This is a genomic window from Prodigiosinella aquatilis (assembly GCA_030388725.1).
GTDB lineage: Bacteria > Pseudomonadota > Gammaproteobacteria > Enterobacterales > Enterobacteriaceae > Prodigiosinella > Prodigiosinella aquatilis.
On record CP128857.1, the window covers coordinates 3,523,943 to 3,544,006 of the forward strand.

The window sequence follows — 20,064 nt, forward strand, 5'->3', positions numbered from 1 at the left end:
AGATGCCCCAAAAGCCGCATCACGTCTAGCTTTTGGCGGGGATTTTTACCGTCATGACCGAAAAAGAATCAATCATCAACGGGAGGGTCATAATCCGGGTCTCTTGATTTACCGTCGCGTCTACCGCCAGCCTGTTCTGCTGGCCGGCGATAGTCACCGATAGTCGCCACAACCTATTTAATTATAAATCAAACTGTTATGACGATTTTTCGATAGTTGGCGATAGTTCTTGAAGAACCTTGGATCATTCCCACTCAATCGTCGCGGGTGGTTTTCCGGAGATGTCATAAACTACGCGGGAGATGCCGTCGACTTCATTGATAATGCGGTTGGAGCAACGACCGAGGAAATCATACGGTAGGTGCGCCCAGCGTGCGGTCATAAAGTCGATGGTTTCTACTGCACGCAGCGAAACCACCCAATCGTATTTACGCCCATCGCCCATCACGCCCACCGAACGCACTGGCAGGAAGACAGTGAATGCCTGGCTGACTTTGTTGTACAAGTCGGCTTTATGCAGCTCTTCGATGAAGATCGCATCCGCACGACGCAACAGGTCGCAATACGCTTTCTTCACTTCGCCCAGTACACGCACACCCAGACCTGGCCCCGGGAATGGATGGCGGTACAACATGTCATACGGCAGACCCAGTTCCAGACCGATCTTGCGGACTTCATCCTTGAACAACTCTTTCAACGGCTCAACCAGACCCAGTTTCATCTCTTTCGGCAAACCGCCGACATTATGGTGAGATTTAATGACATGCGCCTTGCCCGTTGCAGAAGCAGCAGATTCAATAACATCCGGGTAAATAGTGCCCTGCGCCAGCCATTTCACATCAGACTGCTTGCTGGCTTCTTCGTCGAAGACTTCAACAAACACACGACCAATAATTTTACGTTTCGCTTCCGGCTCATCCACGCCCGCTAACGCACTCAGGAAGCGCTCTTCTGCCGGAACATGCACAATGTTCAAACCAAAGTGGTCGCCAAACATGTCCAGCACCTGCTCAGCTTCATTCAGACGCAGCAATCCGTTATCCACGAACACGCAGGTGAGACGCTCACCAATCGCGCGATGTAGTAGCATGGCGGTCACGGAAGAATCCACACCACCAGACAGGCCGAGAATCACTTTATCATTCCCTACCTGCTCACGAAGGCGGGCCACAGCATCATCAATAATCTTGGCGGGTGTCCACAACGCTTCACACTGACAGATATCACGCACAAAGCGTTCTAATATGCGCTGCCCCTGACGGGTGTGTGTCACTTCTGGATGGAACTGAACGCCATAAAAACGTTTCTCTTCATTCGCCATAATGGCAAACGGGCAAGTATCCGTGCTGGCAATAGTCACGAAATCCTGAGGAATCGCCGTCACTTTATCGCCATGGCTCATCCACACATCCAACACTGGAACACCAAAACCGCTGATAGAATCCTGAATGTCCCGAACCAGCGTGCAATCCACCTTGACTTCAACCTGCGCGTAACCAAATTCACGCTCATTGGAACCTTCTACCGCCCCACCCAGTTGCATCGCCATAGTCTGCATGCCATAACACACACCCAGAACAGGCACGCCCGCCTGGAAGACATATTCCGGGGCCCGTGGGCTATTGAACTCAGTGGTACTTTCCGGTCCACCGGAAAGAATAATCCCATTTGGATTGAATTCGCGGATTTGCGCTTCAGTGACATCCCATGCCCAAAGCTCACAGTAAACGCCCAGTTCACGAACCCGCCGTGCAACCAGCTGCGTATATTGAGAACCGAAATCCAGAATAAGAATGCGGTGTTGATGAATGTTTTCTGTCATGGGAAATATATTCCAAATACAAAAAGCTAAAAGTGATTAAACCCGGTGAAGATTACCGGGTTTAACGGGTTAAATCCGCCTGCAAACCACCTTATGAACCCATACGGTAATTCGGCGATTCCTTGGTAATGGTTACATCGTGGACATGGCTTTCCTGAATACCCGCACCGCTAATACGGACAAATTCCGCTTTAGTTCGCAGTTCATCAATGGTTCCGCATCCGGTCAATCCCATACAGGAACGCAGGCCGCCCATCTGTTGATGAACGATCTCTTTCAAACGCCCTTTGTACGCGACACGACCTTCAATACCTTCCGGCACCAATTTGTCTGCGGCATTGTCAGACTGGAAATAGCGATCGGAAGACCCTTTGGACATCGCACCCAGCGACCCCATACCGCGATAAGATTTGAAAGAACGCCCTTGATAGAGTTCAATTTCCCCAGGAGACTCTTCCGTACCCGCCAGCATGGAACCCACCATGACACAGGCTGCGCCCGCGGCGATGGCTTTGGCGATATCGCCGGAGAAACGGATGCCGCCATCAGCGATAACCGGAACGCCCGTACCTTCCAGTGCCTCCACGGCATCTGAAATAGCGGTAATCTGCGGTACACCCACACCCGTTACGATACGAGTGGTACAGATAGAACCAGGACCAATACCTACTTTCACCGCACTGACACCCGCCTCAACCAGCGCCAGCGCACCTGCGCCAGTCGCTACGTTGCCGCCGATAATTTGCAGCTCGGGATATTTGTTACGGGTTTCACGAATACGCTGTAGCACGCCTTCAGAGTGACCGTGAGACGAGTCGATCAGCAATACATCAACACCCGCCGCGACCAGTGCATCAATACGCTCTTCATTACCCGCACCAGCACCAACAGCCGCACCAACACGCAGACGTCCATGCTCATCTTTACAGGCATTTGGTTTACGCTCTGCTTTCTGGAAATCTTTAACGGTGATCATCCCAACCAGATGGAACTGATCATCCACGACCAGCGCCTTCTCAATGCGTCGTTCATGCATTTTTTGCAATACGACTTCGCGTGCTTCGCCTTCTTTTACCGTTACCAGACGCTCTTTCGTTGTCATGAAATCGCTGACCGGCCGGTTAAGATCGGTTACAAAGCGAACATCACGACCAGTGATAATCCCTACCAACTCGTTGCCTTCGGTAACCACTGGGTAACCGGCGAAGCCATTACGCTTGGTCAGTTCTTTTACCTGATGCAACGTTGTGGTTGGTGTTACGGTTTGTGGATCAACAACCACACCGCTTTCATGTTTTTTTACGCGGCTGACTTCTTCTGCCTGACGCTCAATAGACATGTTTTTGTGAACAAAACCTAATCCGCCTTCCTGAGCCAGCGCAATCGCCAGACCAGATTCGGTGACAGTATCCATCGCTGCGGACAGCATAGGAATGTTCAGACTGATCGTTTTCGTGAGTCGAGTGGTTAAATTAGCCGTATTAGGCAGGACAGTAGAATGTGCGGGAACAAGGAGAACGTCATCAAACGTTAGTGCTTCTTTAGCGATACGTAGCATGGGCAATATCTCACCAAGGGTGGGTGGAAGATTAGATAAAATATTGCCGTGGCATTATACAGAGCGTAATCGGTTGCCTCCAGCATTTTTTTACTAAAATGCTTGATTACCTTTTACAGGTAGGTAGTATCGATCAATTAAGTCACTGTTTTAAAATTTGATCTGGCTCACAATGTCTCAACTTCCTTCTTCTGCAATTTTCACCGTAAGTCGCCTTAATCAGACGGTTAAACAACTGCTGGAAGGCGAAATGGGTCAGATCTGGCTTTCCGGTGAAATATCCAACTTCTCGCAACCTGCATCCGGCCACTGGTATTTTACGCTGAAAGACGAGCGTGCACAGGTGCGTTGCGCCATGTTCCGTAATAGCAATCGCCGGGTAATCTTCCGCCCACAGAATGGCCAACAGGTGCTTATCCGGGCGATCATTACTCTGTATGAGCCTCGCGGGGATTACCAGTTGCTGGCAGAAAGTATGCAGCCCGCCGGTGATGGCCTGCTGCAACAACAGTTTGAACAACTGAAACAGCGTCTGTCCGCTGAAGGTTTGTTTGAACAGCAATACAAACAGCTCCTGCCTAAACCCGCCAGACAAGTTGGCGTTATCACCTCTGCCAGCGGTGCGGCACTACACGATATCCTACAAGTTTTACAACGCCGTGACCCGTCTTTACCCGTGGTCATTTACCCCACAGCGGTTCAGGGTAATGAAGCGCCATTACAAATTGTCCGCGCCATTGAACTGGCAAATCAGCGTCAGGAATGTGATGTTCTGATTGTTGGACGCGGCGGCGGTTCACTGGAAGATTTATGGAGTTTTAATGATGAACGAGTGGCACGGGCCATTTTTGCCAGCGCCATTCCTGTGGTCAGTGCCGTAGGCCATGAAACGGATGTCACCATTGCCGATTTCGTCGCTGACCTGCGTGCGCCGACGCCTTCAGCCGCCGCCGAACTGGTCAGCCGTAATCATCCAGAACTACTACGACAGATCCAATCCTTGCGTCAGCGGCTGGAAATGGGCATGGATTACTATCTGGCTCAGCGTGCACAAACCTTTAATCGCTTTTATCATCGCTTGCAGCAACAACACCCACAGCTACGGTTGGCAAGGCAGCAAAATCAGCTGATCCGACTGCGTCAGCGATTAGACGATGTAATACAAATCCGGCTTCGTCATGCTGCGCGTCAGCATGAACGACAGTTGCAACGTCTGATGCAGCAGCAGCAGCAACCACGGATTCACCGTGCTCAGCAGCGTCTGCAACAACTGCGTTATCAATTACAACAGACCGTGGAACGACAGCTAAACCAGCATAAGCAGCGCTTTGGTGAAACCTGTTCCCACCTGGAAGCGGTCAGTCCGCTAGCAACGCTGGCACGCGGCTATAGTGTGACATCGACATCTGATGGCCAGGTAATGAAAAGAACTATTCAGGCGTCCATCGGCGATACCCTGAAAACTCGCCTTCAGGATGGATGGGTAGCAAGCCAGATAACCGAAATTCGCTCAGAATCCGCAACTGTCGTGAAAAAACGTTATAAACAGAAGATCTGATCTCTACACTATACTTATTGCTTCATTACTGGTTATCTATGAGCAGGGATGAGCATCTGCATACATGATGTTCACCTACCATAAGGAGATGAGGCATGAGGCTAATTCGTAGCATAATCCCCCCCTATATTCTGCATCGTATTATCAACAATGGTTCTGATGAAGAGCGTCGTTGTGCCCAACAAACATTAATGCATGTCCAATCTCTGATGGTAGAGATGTTATCCAAACCCGCACCACATGAGATATACACTGGCGGTCAGGTTGATCGGAAAATCTATAATGCAGAACATCAACAGCAACTGCCGGGAATCCAGGTACGTACCGAGGGCCAAGCCAGTAATGGTGATATCGCTGCCGATGAAGCGTACGACTATCTGGGCGCCACCTATGATTTTTTCTGGCAGATATTCGGCCGTAATTCATTAGATAACCAAGGGTTACCGCTTTCCGGGACCGTGCATTATGGCAAAAATTATCAGAACGCCTTCTGGAATGGGCAGCAGATGGTTTTTGGTGATGGCGACGGCAAGATTTTCAACCGTTTTACTACCGCGATTGACGTGGTCGGCCATGAACTGGCACATGGTATCACTGAAAGTGAAGCAAACTTCATCTACTTCCGTCAGTCTGGGGCGCTCAATGAGTCGATGTCCGACGTATTTGGCGCCATGGTAAAACAGTTCTACCATAAACAAACGGCACAACAAGCGGACTGGATCATCGGCGAAGGTCTGCTGGCAGAGAATATCGACGGTAAAGGCCTACGCTCTATGGCCAGACCCGGCACAGCTTATGATGATTTACTGCTGGGAACCGACCCACAGCCAGCGCATATGCGTGACTATATCAATACACGTGAAGATAATGGCGGAGTCCATCTTAACTCCGGCATTCCCAACCGGGCATTTTATCTGACGGCAATGGGGTTGGGGGGCTATTCCTGGGAAAAAGCCGGGCAAATCTGGTATGACACGCTATGTGATAAATCACTGCCCCAAAATGCCGATTTTTCCGTTTTTGCCAAACGCACTGTCGAACATGCTGAAAAACGTTTTAATGCCGTCGTTGCCGATATTGTCATTCAGGCCTGGTATCAGGTCGGTGTGGAAACGGGAATAACCAATGAACATTCAGCCCGCTTTGACTGATGATGCAGTGATTGAACTGGCACGTGAAGGTGGTTTTGCCTGGATACCCAAACTTGCGGGGCATCGGCGCTTTGCGCTGGCCGATATCCCGTCTCCGGCGCGGGAAAAAACCTGCACAATACTGCGCAACATCTTCTCTACGGTACGAGAACCTGATCGACAGAGCCCACCGGGTCGTGGCGATCAGTTTTATTACCGCATTCATATCAGCTACAGCAATCAGCACAATGCCCCACATCAGGATATTGTGCTACTCATTCCAGAATGCGATGCCCCAGTGGAGTTGGAGGCGCTCTGGCGTAACGGCCCTTCGGAATAATCGCCACTCATTCCGGTTGGTAATGGCATTCAACCTGCTTTTTCGAAATCAGCCCGTGACCATGTTGACAGAAGTAATCAACTGCACCGCACGCTTTCAGAACTTGTAACACCTGGTGGCACTCAGGACAGAATATCTGGCGGAGATACCCCTGCTGACAGATGGCACAGTAAAAATGTTCGTCGTTTCGCCATTGCATTTCATGTTGACACTGAGGACAAACGGCTTCCATTATTTCCCTCCACGTTAATGTCAAACGATATCAGGTCTACGGTAATGGCATAAAACAACGTGGCAGATATACTCTGCCCCGTATGTGATTACTTACCTTTCTTGATGTGCTGTATCAAACGCTTGCGCTTGCGGAGCTGATTTGGCGTCAATGTGTTGCGCTTATCCGCAAAGGGATTCTCACCTTCTTTGAACTGAATGCGGATTGGTGTTCCCATAACATCCAGTGAACGACGGTAATAATTCATCAGGTAGCGTTTATAGGAATCCGGCAGATCTTTTACCTGATTGCCGTGAATAACGACAATCGGTGGATTATAGCCACCGGCATGTGCATATTTCAGTTTTACTCGGCGACCACGCACCAACGGTGGTTGATGGTCATCTGCCGCCATCTGCATGATACGGGTCAGCATGGAAGTTCCCACCCGACGAGTAGAGCATGTATAAGCTTCAGTGACTGACTCAAACAGATTACCGACACCACTGCCATGCAAAGCGGAAATGAAATGGATACGAGCAAAATCAATAAAGCCCAGGCGCATATCCAGTGTTTCTTTCACCTGATCTTTTACTTCCTGTGACAGCCCATCCCATTTATTGACCACAATCACCAGAGAACGGCCAGCATTGAGAATAAAGCCCAGCAGCGAGAGATCCTGATCAGAAATACCTTCCCGGGCATCAATCACCAACAGGACTACATTCGCATCTTCAATCGCCTGTAGAGTTTTAATGACCGAAAACTTCTCTACCGTCTCGGTTATTTTCCCACGCTTACGGACTCCGGCAGTATCGATCAAGACATATTCACGGCCGTCACGTTCCATTGGGATATAGATACTGTCCCGGGTGGTTCCCGGCATATCGTAAACCACCACACGATCTTCACCCAAAATCCGATTGGTAAGCGTGGACTTACCAACATTGGGCCGCCCGACAATAGCCAGTTTAATGGGTAATGATTCGGGATCGAAATCATCCTTTGGTTCGCTATTTTCGCTATCGGACTGCTGCTCAGCCAATTGCTCCGCCCAATAGGCCGCATTAGCCTCTTCTTCCGTCAGTTCTTTCGGTTCAGGTGCCTCACCAATAAAAGGCAGTAGAGCCTTTTCCAGCAATGAAGTGACACCTCGACCGTGAGATGCTGCGATAGGGTACACTTCACCTAATCCCAATGAGTAAAAATCGGCAATACCCGTATCCGCATCAATCCCGTCAATTTTGTTGGCAACCAGGAAGGTGGGCTTTTCACGACTGCGCAGATGCTGGGCGATGCCGCGATCTGCCGGCATTAAACCATCACGGGCATCTACCATGAACAGGACAATATCGGCCTCTTCGATAGCTTGCAGTGATTGGCCTGCCATACGTGTTTCCACTCCTTCCTCACTACCATCGATGCCTCCGGTATCAATGGCAATAAATTCATTCCCTTCTACCTCAGCACGACCATACTTGCGGTCACGCGTCAGCCCAGGGAAATCCGCCACCAATGCATCACGGGTACGCGTCAAGCGGTTAAACAGCGTGGATTTACCCACATTCGGGCGCCCGACCAGCGCGACGACAGGTATCATTGTTACAACCTCATTGCTTATATTTCAATTTGTTACAGCAAGTATCACTCGCTGATGATAAAAGACGAAACGGCCCCTGATAGTGTCAGGAGCCGTTAAAAGGATCATGTGATGATGAACATTCTGATCCGGCATACTGTTGGTGTATCAGCGGGTGAAAGCGTAAACCTCACCGTCTTTAGACTGTACCAGCAATTTGTCGCTGGCCACCACCGGTTTGCTCAAAAAGCCAGAACCATCCACTTTCTGTTGGGAAACAAAACGGCCATCGGCCGTATTAACCCAGTGGAGATAACCTTCCGCATCCCCCACAACCAGATAACCATCAAACAAAACTGGTGCCGTCAGATTACGGTGCAGCAAATCACTCTGGCGCCAGATATTAACGCCGCCACTGGTACTCAGCGCTACAATCCGATCATTCTGATCTACCAGATAGATACGATCACCATCAACAATGAAATCGTTTACCGACCCCAGATCACGTTTCCACACGATTTGGCCAGAACGCAGATCCAATGCCGTCATATTACCATTATAGCCGAGTGCATACACAACATCGCCCACAACTACCGGTGTCGTATCCACATCGTTCAGGCGATCAATTTCTGTTGCGCCACTTGGTTGAGAAATACGCTGCTGCCAGATTAACTGCCCTTGATTCATCATCACAGCGCTAACACGGCCATTATCACCGCCAACAATTGCGGCACCAAATGCTGTGGTTGGCGCAGATTCACCACGCAACGACAGCGTTGGCATATCCAGGCTAACCGTCCATTTAATAGAACCATCAGATTCATTTAATGCCTGCAGCATACCGTTGCTGGTATGTATCAGTACCACACCATCACTGATGACCGGACGAGAAAGCACTTCACCCGCAGCTCTGGTTTGCCATACCTTGGCACCATCATCTGCATTCAGAGCAAAGACTTGCGCTCTTTCACTGCCGACATACACGCGATTACCGGATACAGAAACCCCACCAGATAACAGGGCTGAACGGTTACGGGAAAACAGACCCGTTTTTTCTGACAGATCGACACGCCACTTTTCTTCGCCATTAGTTAAGTCTAACGCTTTTACCACACCATGACGGTCAGCGGCATAAACCTGATTATTCTGCCAGGTTGGCCCCAGATTAGAGTAAAAATCGCCAGTACCATCGCCAACAGAACGGCTCCAGACCTTGGTTGGTGTGAACTGATTCTCAACCTGAGGTAACGGAGACATAGTGACAACATCTTCTTCGTGATCGAACAAGGAACATCCGCTCAGTAGGGCAACAGAAATCAATCCTACAAAAAGTGTTTTATGCAATTGCATGGAATTCCTCTTAGCTGGGCAGATTGTTCAATTTCAAGCGTAATAAAGACTGCAATGCCTGGGGAGGATTTGCCGCCATGCCTTTGTTGTAAGCATCACGCGCTCCTTTATTATCCCCTTTGCTAGCCAGTGCATCACCGCGAACGTCAGCAGCCAGCGCTTCCCAACCGGTCTGCTTGATCATATCAAGTGTTTTCAGCGCTTCATCCGCTTGATTTTCCTGCAACTGAATACGAGCCAAACGCAGATTGACCAACGCTTTCAGATCATCATTTTTCGTCTGTCCCTGCGCCTGTTTTAACTGCTGATCAGCTTTAGCAAAATCTTTCTGTTCCACGAAGTGGTGTGCTAGCTCAAGCGATGCCAGTGCACCGTAATTATTACTGTTATCAGCAGAAAATTTCTCTACCGCGGCAACTGCATCAGATTTGCCAGCAGTAAGCATGTCACTGACATGTTGGTAAGCAGCTGATGTCGCCATCGCATTGCCATCCTGATGGCTTTGCCAGAAACGCCAGCCAGCCAGTGCACCAATACCAAGCACAATACCGACAACAAGCGCCTTGCCGTTTTCTGCAAAGAAACGGCGAACAACCTCAACCTGTTCATTCTCTGTGGTATAGACTTCCACGGTGTCGTTCTCCTCAACCCAGTAGCGTTGCCAATCGTGCGGCAACGTCGGCCTGCATCAGTGTTTCCTGTTCACCACTGGTCAGGTTTTTTACCACAACCTCACCGGCAGCTACTTCATTTTCCCCCAACACCAGCGCAACACGTGCGCCACTTTTATCCGCACGGGTAAATTGCTTTTTAAAATTACCACCGCCGTAATTAGTCATCACTTTCAGTTGCGGCATGTCATCACGCAGTCTTTCGGCCAGTTGCATCGCCGCACTCTGCGTGCCTACACCGGAAGAAATCAGGTAAACATCAACACTGGGTAATGCGGCGAATTCAGGATTAATCGCCTGAACCAGTAGAATCAGACGCTCAAGTCCCATGGCAAAACCAACCGCTGGTGTATTGGCCGGTCCCCCCAATTGCTCTACCATGCCATCATAACGACCACCGGCACATACCGTTCCTTGGGAGCCCAAACTGTTGGTTACCCATTCAAAAACGGTACGGTTGTAATAATCCAGACCACGAACCAGACGCGGATTAATCTTATATGGGATACCCGACTGCGTTAAAAGTTCACACAATTCATTGAAATGCGTGCGGGATTCATCATCCAGATAAGCGGTAAGTATCGGCGCATCATCCAATAATGCCTGCACCTGAGGATTTTTTGAATCAAGAACTCGCAGCGGGTTGGTGTACATACGCCGCAGACAATCTTCATCCAGTTGATCTTTATGCTGTTCAAGAAACGCGATCAACGCTTCGCGGTAACGGGCACGGGCGTCCAATGAACCAATGGAATTCAGTTCCAGTGTTACGTGCTCCGCAATCCCCAACACTCGCCACCAGCGAGCGGTCATCAGCATTAGCTCAACATCAATATCGGGTCCTTTCAGCCCAAAGACTTCGCAACCAAGCTGGTGAAACTGACGATAACGACCTTTCTGTGGACGTTCATGGCGAAACATTGGACCAACGTACCACAACCGCTGTTCCTGATTGTACAGAATACCGTGCTCAATACCGGCACGGACACAACCCGCAGTATTTTCAGGACGCAATGTCAGGCTATCGCCATTACGGTCCTCAAAGGTATACATCTCTTTTTCCACGACATCAGTCACTTCACCAATAGCTCGTTTGAACAGAGATGTTTGCTCGACAATAGGTGTACGGATTTCACCATACCCGTAACTGCCGAGCACCTGTTTCAGACTGTCTTCAATACGCTGCCACAATGCCGTTTCAGCTGGCAGGTAGTCGTTCATGCCGCGAATGGCTTGAATATTTTTCGCCACGTCAGTTCTCTATGCGTTTGTCAAAAAATAGGTCCGATTATAGGAGGAACGACACCACTTCTTCAATGTAGTGCTGGCATCATCAGGTCTATTAATTCAGGATTTAGGCACAATTGCATCCAATCATGCCGCAAAGATTATTTATCAACCACGTTGATCGCAATACGCTGTTTTTCATCCAGCATTGTGGCCTTGGCACGGATTTTCGCTTCCAGCAGATCAATCATCTGGTCATTATCAAAACGCTCTTTCTGACGAGTACCATCCTCATAAAAACCGCTTTTCTTATTACCGCCGGTAACACCCAGTGTTGAAAGCAGTGCTTCACCCGGACCGTTTACCACACAACCGATAATGGAAACATCCATAGGGGTGATGATATCTTCCAGACGTTGTTCCAACGCATTCACCGTACCAATCACGTCAAACTCCTGACGTGAACAGGTGGGGCAAGCAATAAAATTAATACCGCGAGAGCGAATGCGCAGGGATTTCAGGATGTCAAAACCGACCTTGACCTCTTCTACGGGATCTGCCGCCAGTGAAATACGAAGTGTATCGCCGATACCTTCCGACAACAGCATACCCAGCCCGATCGCCGACTTGACTGAACCACTACGCGCACCACCTGCTTCCGTGATACCCAAATGCAATGGCTGATCAATACGGGATGCCAGCAAACGGTAAGATTGCACTGCCAGGAAAACATCAGAGGCTTTCACACTAACTTTGAACTGGTCAAAGTTAAGACGATCCAGAATATCCACGTGCCGCATGGCTGATTCCACCAATGCTTCCGGTGTCGGCTCGCCATACCTTTCCTGTATATCTTTTTCCAACGAGCCAGCGTTAACACCAATGCGGATAGGAATATTTTTGTCACGTGCACAATCCACTACGGAACGGATACGTGCTTCATTACCGATATTGCCAGGGTTAATACGCAGGCAATCGACACCATATTCGGCAACTTTCAACGCAATACGGTAGTCGAAATGTATATCGGCCACCAGAGGGATATCCACTTGCTGTTTAATCAACTTGAATGCTTCGGCAGCATCCATCGTTGGCACGGAAACACGGACGATATCAACCCCGACACGCACCAGTGAAGCGATTTGTTTAACTGTCGCATCGACATCGGTGGTCCGGGTATTGGTCATCGATTGCACAGCAATCGGTGCCCCATCACCTACAGGCACCTTACCAACGTAAATCCGGGTTGATTTTCGACGGGTAATGGGCGCTGCGTTATGCATTACTTCTTCTCCAAAATCACTACTGCTGACTGCAGAGTATTACTGTGCGGCAAGCGTTAAGCGCGCAACTTGATGGCTTCTTACAAACCGGCTCAAATCAACTGGTTTACCTTGATATTCAATCTGTACTGCCGCAGGTGCACCAATTTTCAGTCGATAAGGCGCTTGGCCACTTAGGTTAAGTGAGCCGCCACTTCGCTGAACACCGCTGAATAATTTCTTACCAGAAGCATCCACCACTTCCAGCCAGCAGTCCGCTGTAAAATGCATAACAATGGTATTCGCCGCTGTTGTCACACTACCAGGCGAGGTGCTGGCAGCAGCAGTAGCACTCTGGCTCAGCAATGACTGAACCGGAGCCTGACTGGGTGAAACAACCGCTGGCGTCTGTGATGGAACCGTTGCCGACTGCGATGGAGCCGTTGCCGACGGAACCGTTACTGGCGGAACCGATGGCTGTACCTCGGCGGCAGGAGGATTTTTTGTATCAGTGGCGGTATTATCGGCAGGTGCCGCTGTATTAGTGGTTTCGCTTCCGGCAGTGGCACTTTCATCAGGATCTACCGGCGCCTGCTCACTATGGCCGAGGGCAACAGACTGCTCTCCACCACTCGTCTGCGCTGCGCTAGTGTGATCCACCATAGAATTGATTTCCTGCTGCTGTGCCTGATGGTTCTGCCACCACCAGGCGACGGTCAATCCTAAAACGACCAGCAGAATTAACCAAGTGAGCATCATCAGCCAGCCGTCTCGCTTTTTACGGCTCTTGCCTAACGAAAAAGTCTGCATCAGTGCCACATTGGAGGTCCGGCTGGGAACCACATGCTTTTCCAGCATCGGTAGCAGCTCTTCTTCGGGCAGATGGACTAATTTGGCATAGGAACGGATATAGCCACGCAGAAAAGTAGGAGAGAGGCTGGCGGGTGTATTGTCTTCTTCGATCTCACGAATAGTAGACACTTTCAGACATAAGCGTTCGGCAACAACTTGTTGCGTAAATTCCAAACGCTCACGTGCCTGACGCAGGCGTTCGCCCGGTGTAGCTATCGTTGATGCTGTGTTATCTTGAGTGGCTTCAGTATTCATTAGCTAAAAACTGCTGGTACCGTTTAGATTGTGGAAAACCTTGCGCCAGCAACAAACCATAACGATTAACCTCGTCAGTATGCCCTGCCAGCGCGGCGAAACGAATCTGTAGCCATAAACTTTCAGCACTGGCCGGAAGAATCGGCTGATAAATATCCAGGAGCAATTGCGCCTGTTCATAATGTCCTGTCACGAACTGATGGTCCGCTTCCAACAGCAACCGCCCCCCTTTGTCGGGGTCGTACTTCAGCGCCCGGCTAATCAATTGACGTGCGTCTTCATTCTGCCCAGCTTTGAAAAAGCAGTACCCCGCATTTTCCAGAGCATCAGCAACCTGACTGTAATCAGAGAGTTGTATAGCCGCACGAAACTGTTGCTGAGCTGCTACATACTGCCCTAAACCACAAAGAAACGCACCGTAATTATTCATCACGTCACTATTACCGGGTACCTGCCGTAACAACTGACGATAGCGCTGCTCAGCTGCACCATTTTCGCCGATACGTTGCTCATAAAGCGCCATTCCCAGTTGAGTACGATAATCACCCGGTGAAGCCAGTACCGCTTTTTCCAAATTATCGCGGGCGGCATCCAGATGATTACGTGCCAAATACGCCAGCCCCAATTGTAAACGCGTTTGTGCCAACCGCGGATTCGTCTTATGTGACAAATCACTACATCCTGCTACGAGGATGGCAACTAGCAACCATGCGCCTCTCTGCCAACACTGCTGATTCATCCCTGACTATCCTTGTGCCATCCTGGCCAACAGTATGTCGTATGTTACCTGAATCTGTCACAAGTGACAGCATAGTATGATAAGCCGCAAAAAAGTATTTATCACCTTCATACCTGATAAAGATTGTCAGCAATCAGACCGTCTTGACGGTGATAGGTTCCCCAGCCATCGCTTTCTTCAAAGTACGTTTAGTCCGGTCGACAACCTCCCCAGCCAACTGTCCGCAGGCGGCATCAATATCATCACCACGAGTTTTACGTACGATCGTGGTGAAGCCATACTCCATCAGTACTTTGGAAAAACGGTCAACACGACTGTTGGAACTACGTCCATAAGGTGCGCCAGGGAACGGATTCCATGGAATCAGATTGATCTTGCATGGCGTATCTTTCAGGCATGCCGCCAGCTGGTGGGCGTGCTCGGTATCATCATTGATGTGATCCAACAACACATACTCCACTGTAACGCGCCCCTGGTTGGCATTGGACTTTTCCAGATAGCGGTGTACTGCTCCCAGGAAAGTTTCGATATTATACTTTTTATTAATCGGCATAATTTCGTTACGAATTTCGTCATTTGGCGCATGCAGGGAAATAGCCAGTGCCACATCAATCATGTCGCCAAGTTTATCCAGTGCAGGTACCACGCCCGATGTTGAGAGCGTGACGCGACGTTTGGATAACCCGAATCCGAAATCATCCAGCATGATTTCCATTGCAGGTACAACATTGTTCAGATTCAACAACGGCTCCCCCATCCCCATCATTACCACATTGGTGATAGGACGTTGCCCGGTCACTTTGGCCGTACCGATTATTTTTGCCGCCCGCCATACCTGCCCGATAATTTCCGATACTCGCAGATTACGGTTGAACCCTTGCTGCCCGGTAGAGCAAAACTTACACTCCAGCGCACAGCCTACCTGAGATGAAACACACAATGTTGCGCGATCTTCTTCCGGAATATACACCGTTTCCACACGCTGGCCGCCAACCAGAATCGCCCATTTGATAGTGCCATCGGAAGAGCGCTGTTCGTCTACCACTTCCGGCGCACGAATTTCTGCAATTTCCTGCAACTTGCTACGTAAGACCTTATTGATGTCGGTCATCTGGGTGAAATCGTCACAACAGTAATGATACATCCACTTCATGACCTGGTCGGCCCGAAAGGGTTTTTCCCCCAACTCGGCAAAGAAAGTTCTCATCTGTTGGCGGTTAAAATCCAGCAGATTAATTTTTTCAGCGTCTTTTTTGACGATAGCGTCAGATACAACAGAAATTGGGGATGCAGTTTGTTCAGACATAATGACTCATGGCCTCGTTATTACACGTTATGGCGCGAAAGGGTGTGATATATAGAAGAAACGCCCCAGTAAGCTCGTGCTCATCCAGGGCGTGACATTGTACAAACTTTAAAACAACGATGCTACCGTAGCCGACTTTTTATTAAGGCGCCACGCCAGACTCGCCACCATTAACAAGAACGCGGGCAGATTTCATCAGCACTGAAGAAATAAGCAATTTCACGCTCGGCAGAAGCGACTGCATCGGAACCGTGAACGGCATTTTCAGTGAAACTATCGGCATAGTCTGCACGCAGCGTACCTGCCAGTGCGTTAGCCGGATTAGTCGCTCCCATAATGTCGCGGTTACGCTGGACAGCATTCTCACCTTCCAGTACCTGCACCATAATCGGGCCAGAGGTCATGAAATCCACCAAGCCGTCGAAGAAGGGTTTACCTTTATGCTCGGCATAAAAACCTTCTGCCTGCTCACGGGTCAGATGCAGCATTTTAGCTGCAATAATTTTAAAACCAGCGCTTTCGAAACGGGCATAAATCGCGCCGATAGCGTTCTTTGCCACAGCATTGGGCTTTATGATGGAAAAGGTACGTTCTACCGTCATAGTGACCTCGTTCAATAACTAACGGAAACAGCCGGTTGAAAAAGTTATAATACCGGCCAGTGAAAGTGGCGCCGATTATAGGGGCACCGGCGCTGCTTGCCTACCAGCGTAATAACATTTTTTTAAAAAAACATTATCCTCTTCCTCTCAAATTTTCCGTATTTCGCAGCAATGCACGAGAATAACTGACACAACAATCTCGGACGATGGACACAAGAGTTGATCCAGCGATAACAGCGTGACTTGCCGGTCCCAGGAAAATCACTGATAATTAACCTCTTGTGTCACTCAAGGGCAACGAGATCAGCCCCAGTGTGGGAGGTTTTATGTCTACATCCTGTTCCGATATTTTTATTTCATCATCCTGGCTTAGCACACATCTGAACGATCCTGATATAGCACTGATTGACGCCCGCATGCTGACAGCAGGCAGTACGACCGGCGATATGCATAATGAATACAACGCAGGTCATCTGCCTGGTGCCGTTTTTTTCGATATTGAAGCATTTTCTGATCATCAAAGTCCTTTCCCACATATGATGCCGGATACCGGCGTATTCTCTCTGGAGATGGGAAAACTAGGACTCAGCGAGCAACAACATTTTGTTGTCTATGATGAAGGCAATCTTTTCTCCGCACCACGCGCTTGGTGGATGTTGCGTACATTTGGTGTAAACCAGGTGTCTATTCTTAGTGGTGGCCTGGCTGGGTGGAAGCAACGTCAGTTTCCGCTGGAGACAGGAGATATAAACCGTCCGGCAACGACGTTCCATGCCCATCTTGATGCAACAAAAATTCGCCAGTGTGACGAGGTGCTGGCTATCAGCCGCGATCATTCGGAACAAATTGTTGACGCTCGGTCGGCATCCCGCTTTAGCGGCGAAGCGAATGAACCACGGGCGGGGCTGCGCTGCGGCCACATTCCCGGTAGCCTTAACGTCCCCTGGACAGAGCTGGTTGCCGACGGCGCATTAAAACCGGCAGAAGAATTGATAGCCATTTTCCACCAGCATGGCGTAGATATTCAGCGTCCAGTCATCGCCAGCTGTGGTTCTGGTGTTACTGCCGCAGTAGTCGTTCTCGCGCTTACAGCACTGAATGCCAGACAAGTATCACTTTACGATGGTTCCTGGAGTGAATGGGGTGCCAGAGACGATCTGCCGGTTACCACCCGGACGTAACGCCCAGGAGATCCGTGTTCTGCATGAGCACGGATCTCTTGTCGTTCGACAGATACTCAAAAACGAGTGATTCTCAGTCGGGCTAACGTCTCAGGCCTGAACCGTCTTTTTGAAATCCCGCAGGAAACTACCCCATTTGCGTTCATAAAACGGTGTAGTGTGCTGTGTCATATAATGGCTGATACCGGGTTCATTGTTCCGTACCAGGCAAAGATCGATTGAACCATCATCCGGTAACGTATCACTGGCCACCGTACCCGCCGCATGAATAATGTCTTCGACATCGTTATCTGCATCAATACCAATCAACAGGTGCGGCTGTTCCTCATCTGGCTCCTGAATCTGTACCAGAAACGCCCGATGTACCTGCGGATATTTGGTAAACAGCTGGGTCAGTGAGTCAATCATCTGTACTGGCATTTCAGCTGGTTGACCAATCAGTATTTCAGCGTCGTCTTCAATCACGCTCTGCTGAATCAGACTGTTGCCTTCACCAGAAAGCAGATGCTCAATCTCCTGCGGCAGGAACTCTTTTCCATAGGGTAATTTAGGATTCAAGAATAGGGCCACTCCCTGGGTAAATTCAAACAGGGTGCGGGTTGGCAACGCCAAAAATGCCTGTTCTTCACTCACAGCCAGTTGCAACGCTTCCAGTGAAGAGAAAAAAGGAATCACTGAGCTACCATCAGGTTTTTCCCAATGCTGAAGTTGGATGTTACTGTCCGACTGCAACGTTTTTTCTCCGAATACCTCATTCTCATCGCTACTGCCCAGAACATAAACCGTTGCATCCATAAGCTCACTGAAAAATTCAGGCCGATGCGCAGGCTCCGTTGCTGCCAATGTTAAGACTTCTTCCAGTTTATTCTGCGGTGAAAAATCCATAACAATCCTCACAATAACAACCTTATCCACCGAGTCGAACATCGGTTGGCAATCAGGCTGTTTCTCAATAAAAAAATAACGCCAGATAACCCGTGATGATACTACGGTTCTCCGACGCCATTCTGCCAACAAGATCAAGACCAGTCACACATAGCTGGCACTATTTTATTTAATCCGCTTTACTCAACAGGAAGTTGGCCAGTGTGCGTACCCCTAAACCGGTTGCTCCCGCCGACCACTGTTCTACGGCACTTTTACGATAAGTGGCGGAGCAATCGATGTGCAGCCAGCCTTGCTGATAGTTTTTCACAAAATAGGAGAGGAAAGCGGCAGCCGTGCTGGCACCAGCAGTATGTGCCGACCCAGCCACGTTGTTCAGCTCGGCAAAGCTGGAAGGCAAATGCTGACGGTGAAACTCTGCCAACGGCAGACGCCAAAACGGTTCATTCTCTTCACGTGCACTGCCCATCAGCGAGTCCACCAGCGCATCATCAAAACTGAATAGCGCGTGATAATCATTACCTAATGCGGTTTTTGCTGCACCAGTCAACGTCGCGCAGTCGATAATCCACTGCGGATTCTGTTCAGAGGCATCAATCAGACCGTCGGCCAGTACCAGACGACCCTCCGCATCGGTATTCATCACTTCCACCGTTTTACCGTTACGATAGCTGATAATATCACCCAGTTTGAAAGCATTACCGCTGACCATGTTATCCGCACAGCACAGGAACAATTTCACCCGTTGTTTCAAACCACGGGAAGCCGCCAGCGCCAGCGCACCGGTCGCCAACGCGGCACCACCCATATCAGACTTCATGGAATCCATGAAGCTGCTGCCCTTCAGACTATAGCCACCGGAATCAAAAGTAATTCCTTTCCCTACCAGACAGGCCAACACTGGCGCATCCGGGTTACCCGTCGGGTTATAATCCAACGCCAGCAATACTGGTGAACGATCAGAACCACGGCCGACCGTGTGCAGGCCGGCATAGTTTTGCTCGCGCAAATCATCACCTTTGGTAATGCGGTAGGACACCGAATCACAGTTCACGGCACACAGTAGATCGATAGCTCGCGTCGCTAATTGTTCCGGTCCAAGATTCTCTGCCGGCAGGTTAATAGTATCGCGCACCCAGTCGATAATTTTCAGGCGACGATCCAGTTCCAGTTGCGCGGTTTCATCCAACGGAGCCCAATCGACAATACATTTCCCTTTCGGCCCGCGGTAACCTTGCCAAAACGCCCAGCTACTTTCCAGATCCCAGCCTTCACCTGCCAGCTTGACGTGTTTGATACCCTGTCCGTCAATTTTTCGTGCCGCGCACTGAATAGTATTCAGTGGAGCACCACCTGACAGATGAATGATAAAGCCCTGTTCGTTGGCAGTTAACGTGGCTTTTTCGCCCCAGCGCGCATCAGCAGGTTGGTGGGAAAGGGTTATCAGCATAGTTTCGGTTGTCATAATAATGCTCCCAATTAGGCTCTTCTTTTAGCAGGCCAGTTTTGCCAAAATGAAAAAGAAAAAAACGGGCC

18 protein-coding genes are annotated in these 20,064 nt (G+C 49.6%); 4 read left to right on the forward strand and 14 right to left on the reverse strand.

Annotated features, from left to right (window positions below; genetic code table 11):
- Positions 1-244: 244 nt before the first annotated feature.
- Complete coding sequence (gene guaA / locus PCO85_16415; protein ID WJV52788.1) at positions 245-1,822, reverse strand: glutamine-hydrolyzing GMP synthase; 1,578 nt, start codon at positions 1,820-1,822, stop codon at positions 245-247.
- A 91-nt stretch (positions 1,823-1,913) separates the two neighbouring features.
- Positions 1,914-3,380, reverse strand: a complete 1,467-nt coding sequence (gene guaB, locus PCO85_16420; GenBank protein WJV52789.1) for an IMP dehydrogenase — start codon at positions 3,378-3,380, stop codon at positions 1,914-1,916.
- 172 nt (positions 3,381-3,552) lie between these two features.
- On the opposite strand from guaB, the gene xseA reads away from it, so the two are divergent.
- From xseA to PCO85_16435, 3 genes are all read left to right on the forward strand, one after another.
- Complete coding sequence (xseA, locus tag PCO85_16425) at positions 3,553-4,938, forward strand: exodeoxyribonuclease VII large subunit (protein WJV52790.1); 1,386 nt, start codon at positions 3,553-3,555, stop codon at positions 4,936-4,938.
- Positions 4,939-5,033: 95 nt separating this feature from the next.
- Positions 5,034-6,089: a M4 family metallopeptidase gene (locus tag PCO85_16430; GenBank protein ID WJV52791.1), complete on the forward strand. Its 1,056-nt coding sequence runs from the start codon at positions 5,034-5,036 to the stop codon at positions 6,087-6,089.
- The gene (locus PCO85_16435; GenBank protein ID WJV52792.1) at positions 6,064-6,408 is read left to right on the forward strand and encodes a hypothetical protein; all 345 of its coding nucleotides are present in this window, start codon (positions 6,064-6,066) and stop codon (positions 6,406-6,408) included. The genes PCO85_16430 and PCO85_16435 overlap by 26 nt, the downstream gene beginning before the upstream one ends.
- Positions 6,409-6,415: 7 nt before the next feature.
- Here PCO85_16435 and PCO85_16440 read toward each other — a convergent pair whose 3' ends face one another.
- From PCO85_16440 to ndk, 10 genes are all read right to left on the reverse strand, one after another.
- Positions 6,416-6,640, reverse strand: a complete 225-nt coding sequence (locus PCO85_16440; GenBank protein WJV52793.1) for a zinc ribbon domain-containing protein — start codon at positions 6,638-6,640, stop codon at positions 6,416-6,418.
- Positions 6,641-6,728: 88 nt separating this feature from the next.
- On the reverse strand, positions 6,729-8,219 hold the full coding sequence (gene der / locus PCO85_16445; GenBank protein ID WJV52794.1) for a ribosome biogenesis GTPase Der: 1,491 nt from the start codon (positions 8,217-8,219) through the stop codon (positions 6,729-6,731).
- A 147-nt stretch (positions 8,220-8,366) separates the two neighbouring features.
- Positions 8,367-9,548, reverse strand: a complete 1,182-nt coding sequence (gene bamB / locus PCO85_16450; GenBank protein WJV52795.1) for an outer membrane protein assembly factor BamB — start codon at positions 9,546-9,548, stop codon at positions 8,367-8,369.
- A 10-nt stretch (positions 9,549-9,558) separates the two neighbouring features.
- On the reverse strand, positions 9,559-10,179 hold the full coding sequence (locus PCO85_16455; GenBank protein ID WJV52796.1) for a YfgM family protein: 621 nt from the start codon (positions 10,177-10,179) through the stop codon (positions 9,559-9,561).
- A gap of 13 nt (positions 10,180-10,192) precedes the next feature.
- A complete protein-coding gene (gene hisS / locus PCO85_16460; protein ID WJV52797.1) occupies positions 10,193-11,470 on the reverse strand; it encodes a histidine--tRNA ligase in 1,278 nt (425 codons plus the stop codon).
- Between the two features lie 137 nt (positions 11,471-11,607).
- A complete protein-coding gene (gene ispG, locus PCO85_16465; protein ID WJV52798.1) occupies positions 11,608-12,729 on the reverse strand; it encodes a flavodoxin-dependent (E)-4-hydroxy-3-methylbut-2-enyl-diphosphate synthase in 1,122 nt (373 codons plus the stop codon).
- Positions 12,730-12,768: 39 nt separating this feature from the next.
- The gene (rodZ, locus tag PCO85_16470; protein WJV52799.1) at positions 12,769-13,815 is read right to left on the reverse strand and encodes a cytoskeleton protein RodZ; all 1,047 of its coding nucleotides are present in this window, start codon (positions 13,813-13,815) and stop codon (positions 12,769-12,771) included.
- Positions 13,805-14,485, reverse strand: a complete 681-nt coding sequence (pilW, locus tag PCO85_16475) for a type IV pilus biogenesis/stability protein PilW (GenBank protein ID WJV52800.1) — start codon at positions 14,483-14,485, stop codon at positions 13,805-13,807. Before pilW ends, rodZ begins: the two co-directional genes overlap by 11 nt.
- Before the next feature lie 202 nt (positions 14,486-14,687).
- Positions 14,688-15,860 (reverse strand): bifunctional tRNA (adenosine(37)-C2)-methyltransferase TrmG/ribosomal RNA large subunit methyltransferase RlmN, encoded by a 1,173-nt coding sequence (locus tag PCO85_16480; protein WJV52801.1) that lies wholly within the window; start codon positions 15,858-15,860, stop codon positions 14,688-14,690.
- Positions 15,861-16,030: 170 nt separating this feature from the next.
- On the reverse strand, positions 16,031-16,462 hold the full coding sequence (gene ndk / locus PCO85_16485) for a nucleoside-diphosphate kinase (GenBank protein ID WJV52802.1): 432 nt from the start codon (positions 16,460-16,462) through the stop codon (positions 16,031-16,033).
- 326 nt (positions 16,463-16,788) lie between these two features.
- Between ndk and sseA the strand changes: the two genes are divergently transcribed.
- The gene (sseA, locus tag PCO85_16490) at positions 16,789-17,643 is read left to right on the forward strand and encodes a 3-mercaptopyruvate sulfurtransferase (GenBank protein WJV52803.1); all 855 of its coding nucleotides are present in this window, start codon (positions 16,789-16,791) and stop codon (positions 17,641-17,643) included.
- A 90-nt stretch (positions 17,644-17,733) separates the two neighbouring features.
- On the opposite strand, the gene sseB is transcribed toward sseA, so the two are convergent.
- Both sseB and pepB read right to left on the reverse strand, forming a co-directional pair.
- On the reverse strand, positions 17,734-18,528 hold the full coding sequence (gene sseB, locus PCO85_16495) for an enhanced serine sensitivity protein SseB (GenBank protein ID WJV52804.1): 795 nt from the start codon (positions 18,526-18,528) through the stop codon (positions 17,734-17,736).
- Positions 18,529-18,697: 169 nt separating this feature from the next.
- Positions 18,698-19,993 (reverse strand): aminopeptidase PepB, encoded by a 1,296-nt coding sequence (gene pepB / locus PCO85_16500; protein WJV52805.1) that lies wholly within the window; start codon positions 19,991-19,993, stop codon positions 18,698-18,700.
- Positions 19,994-20,064: the final 71 nt, after the last annotated feature.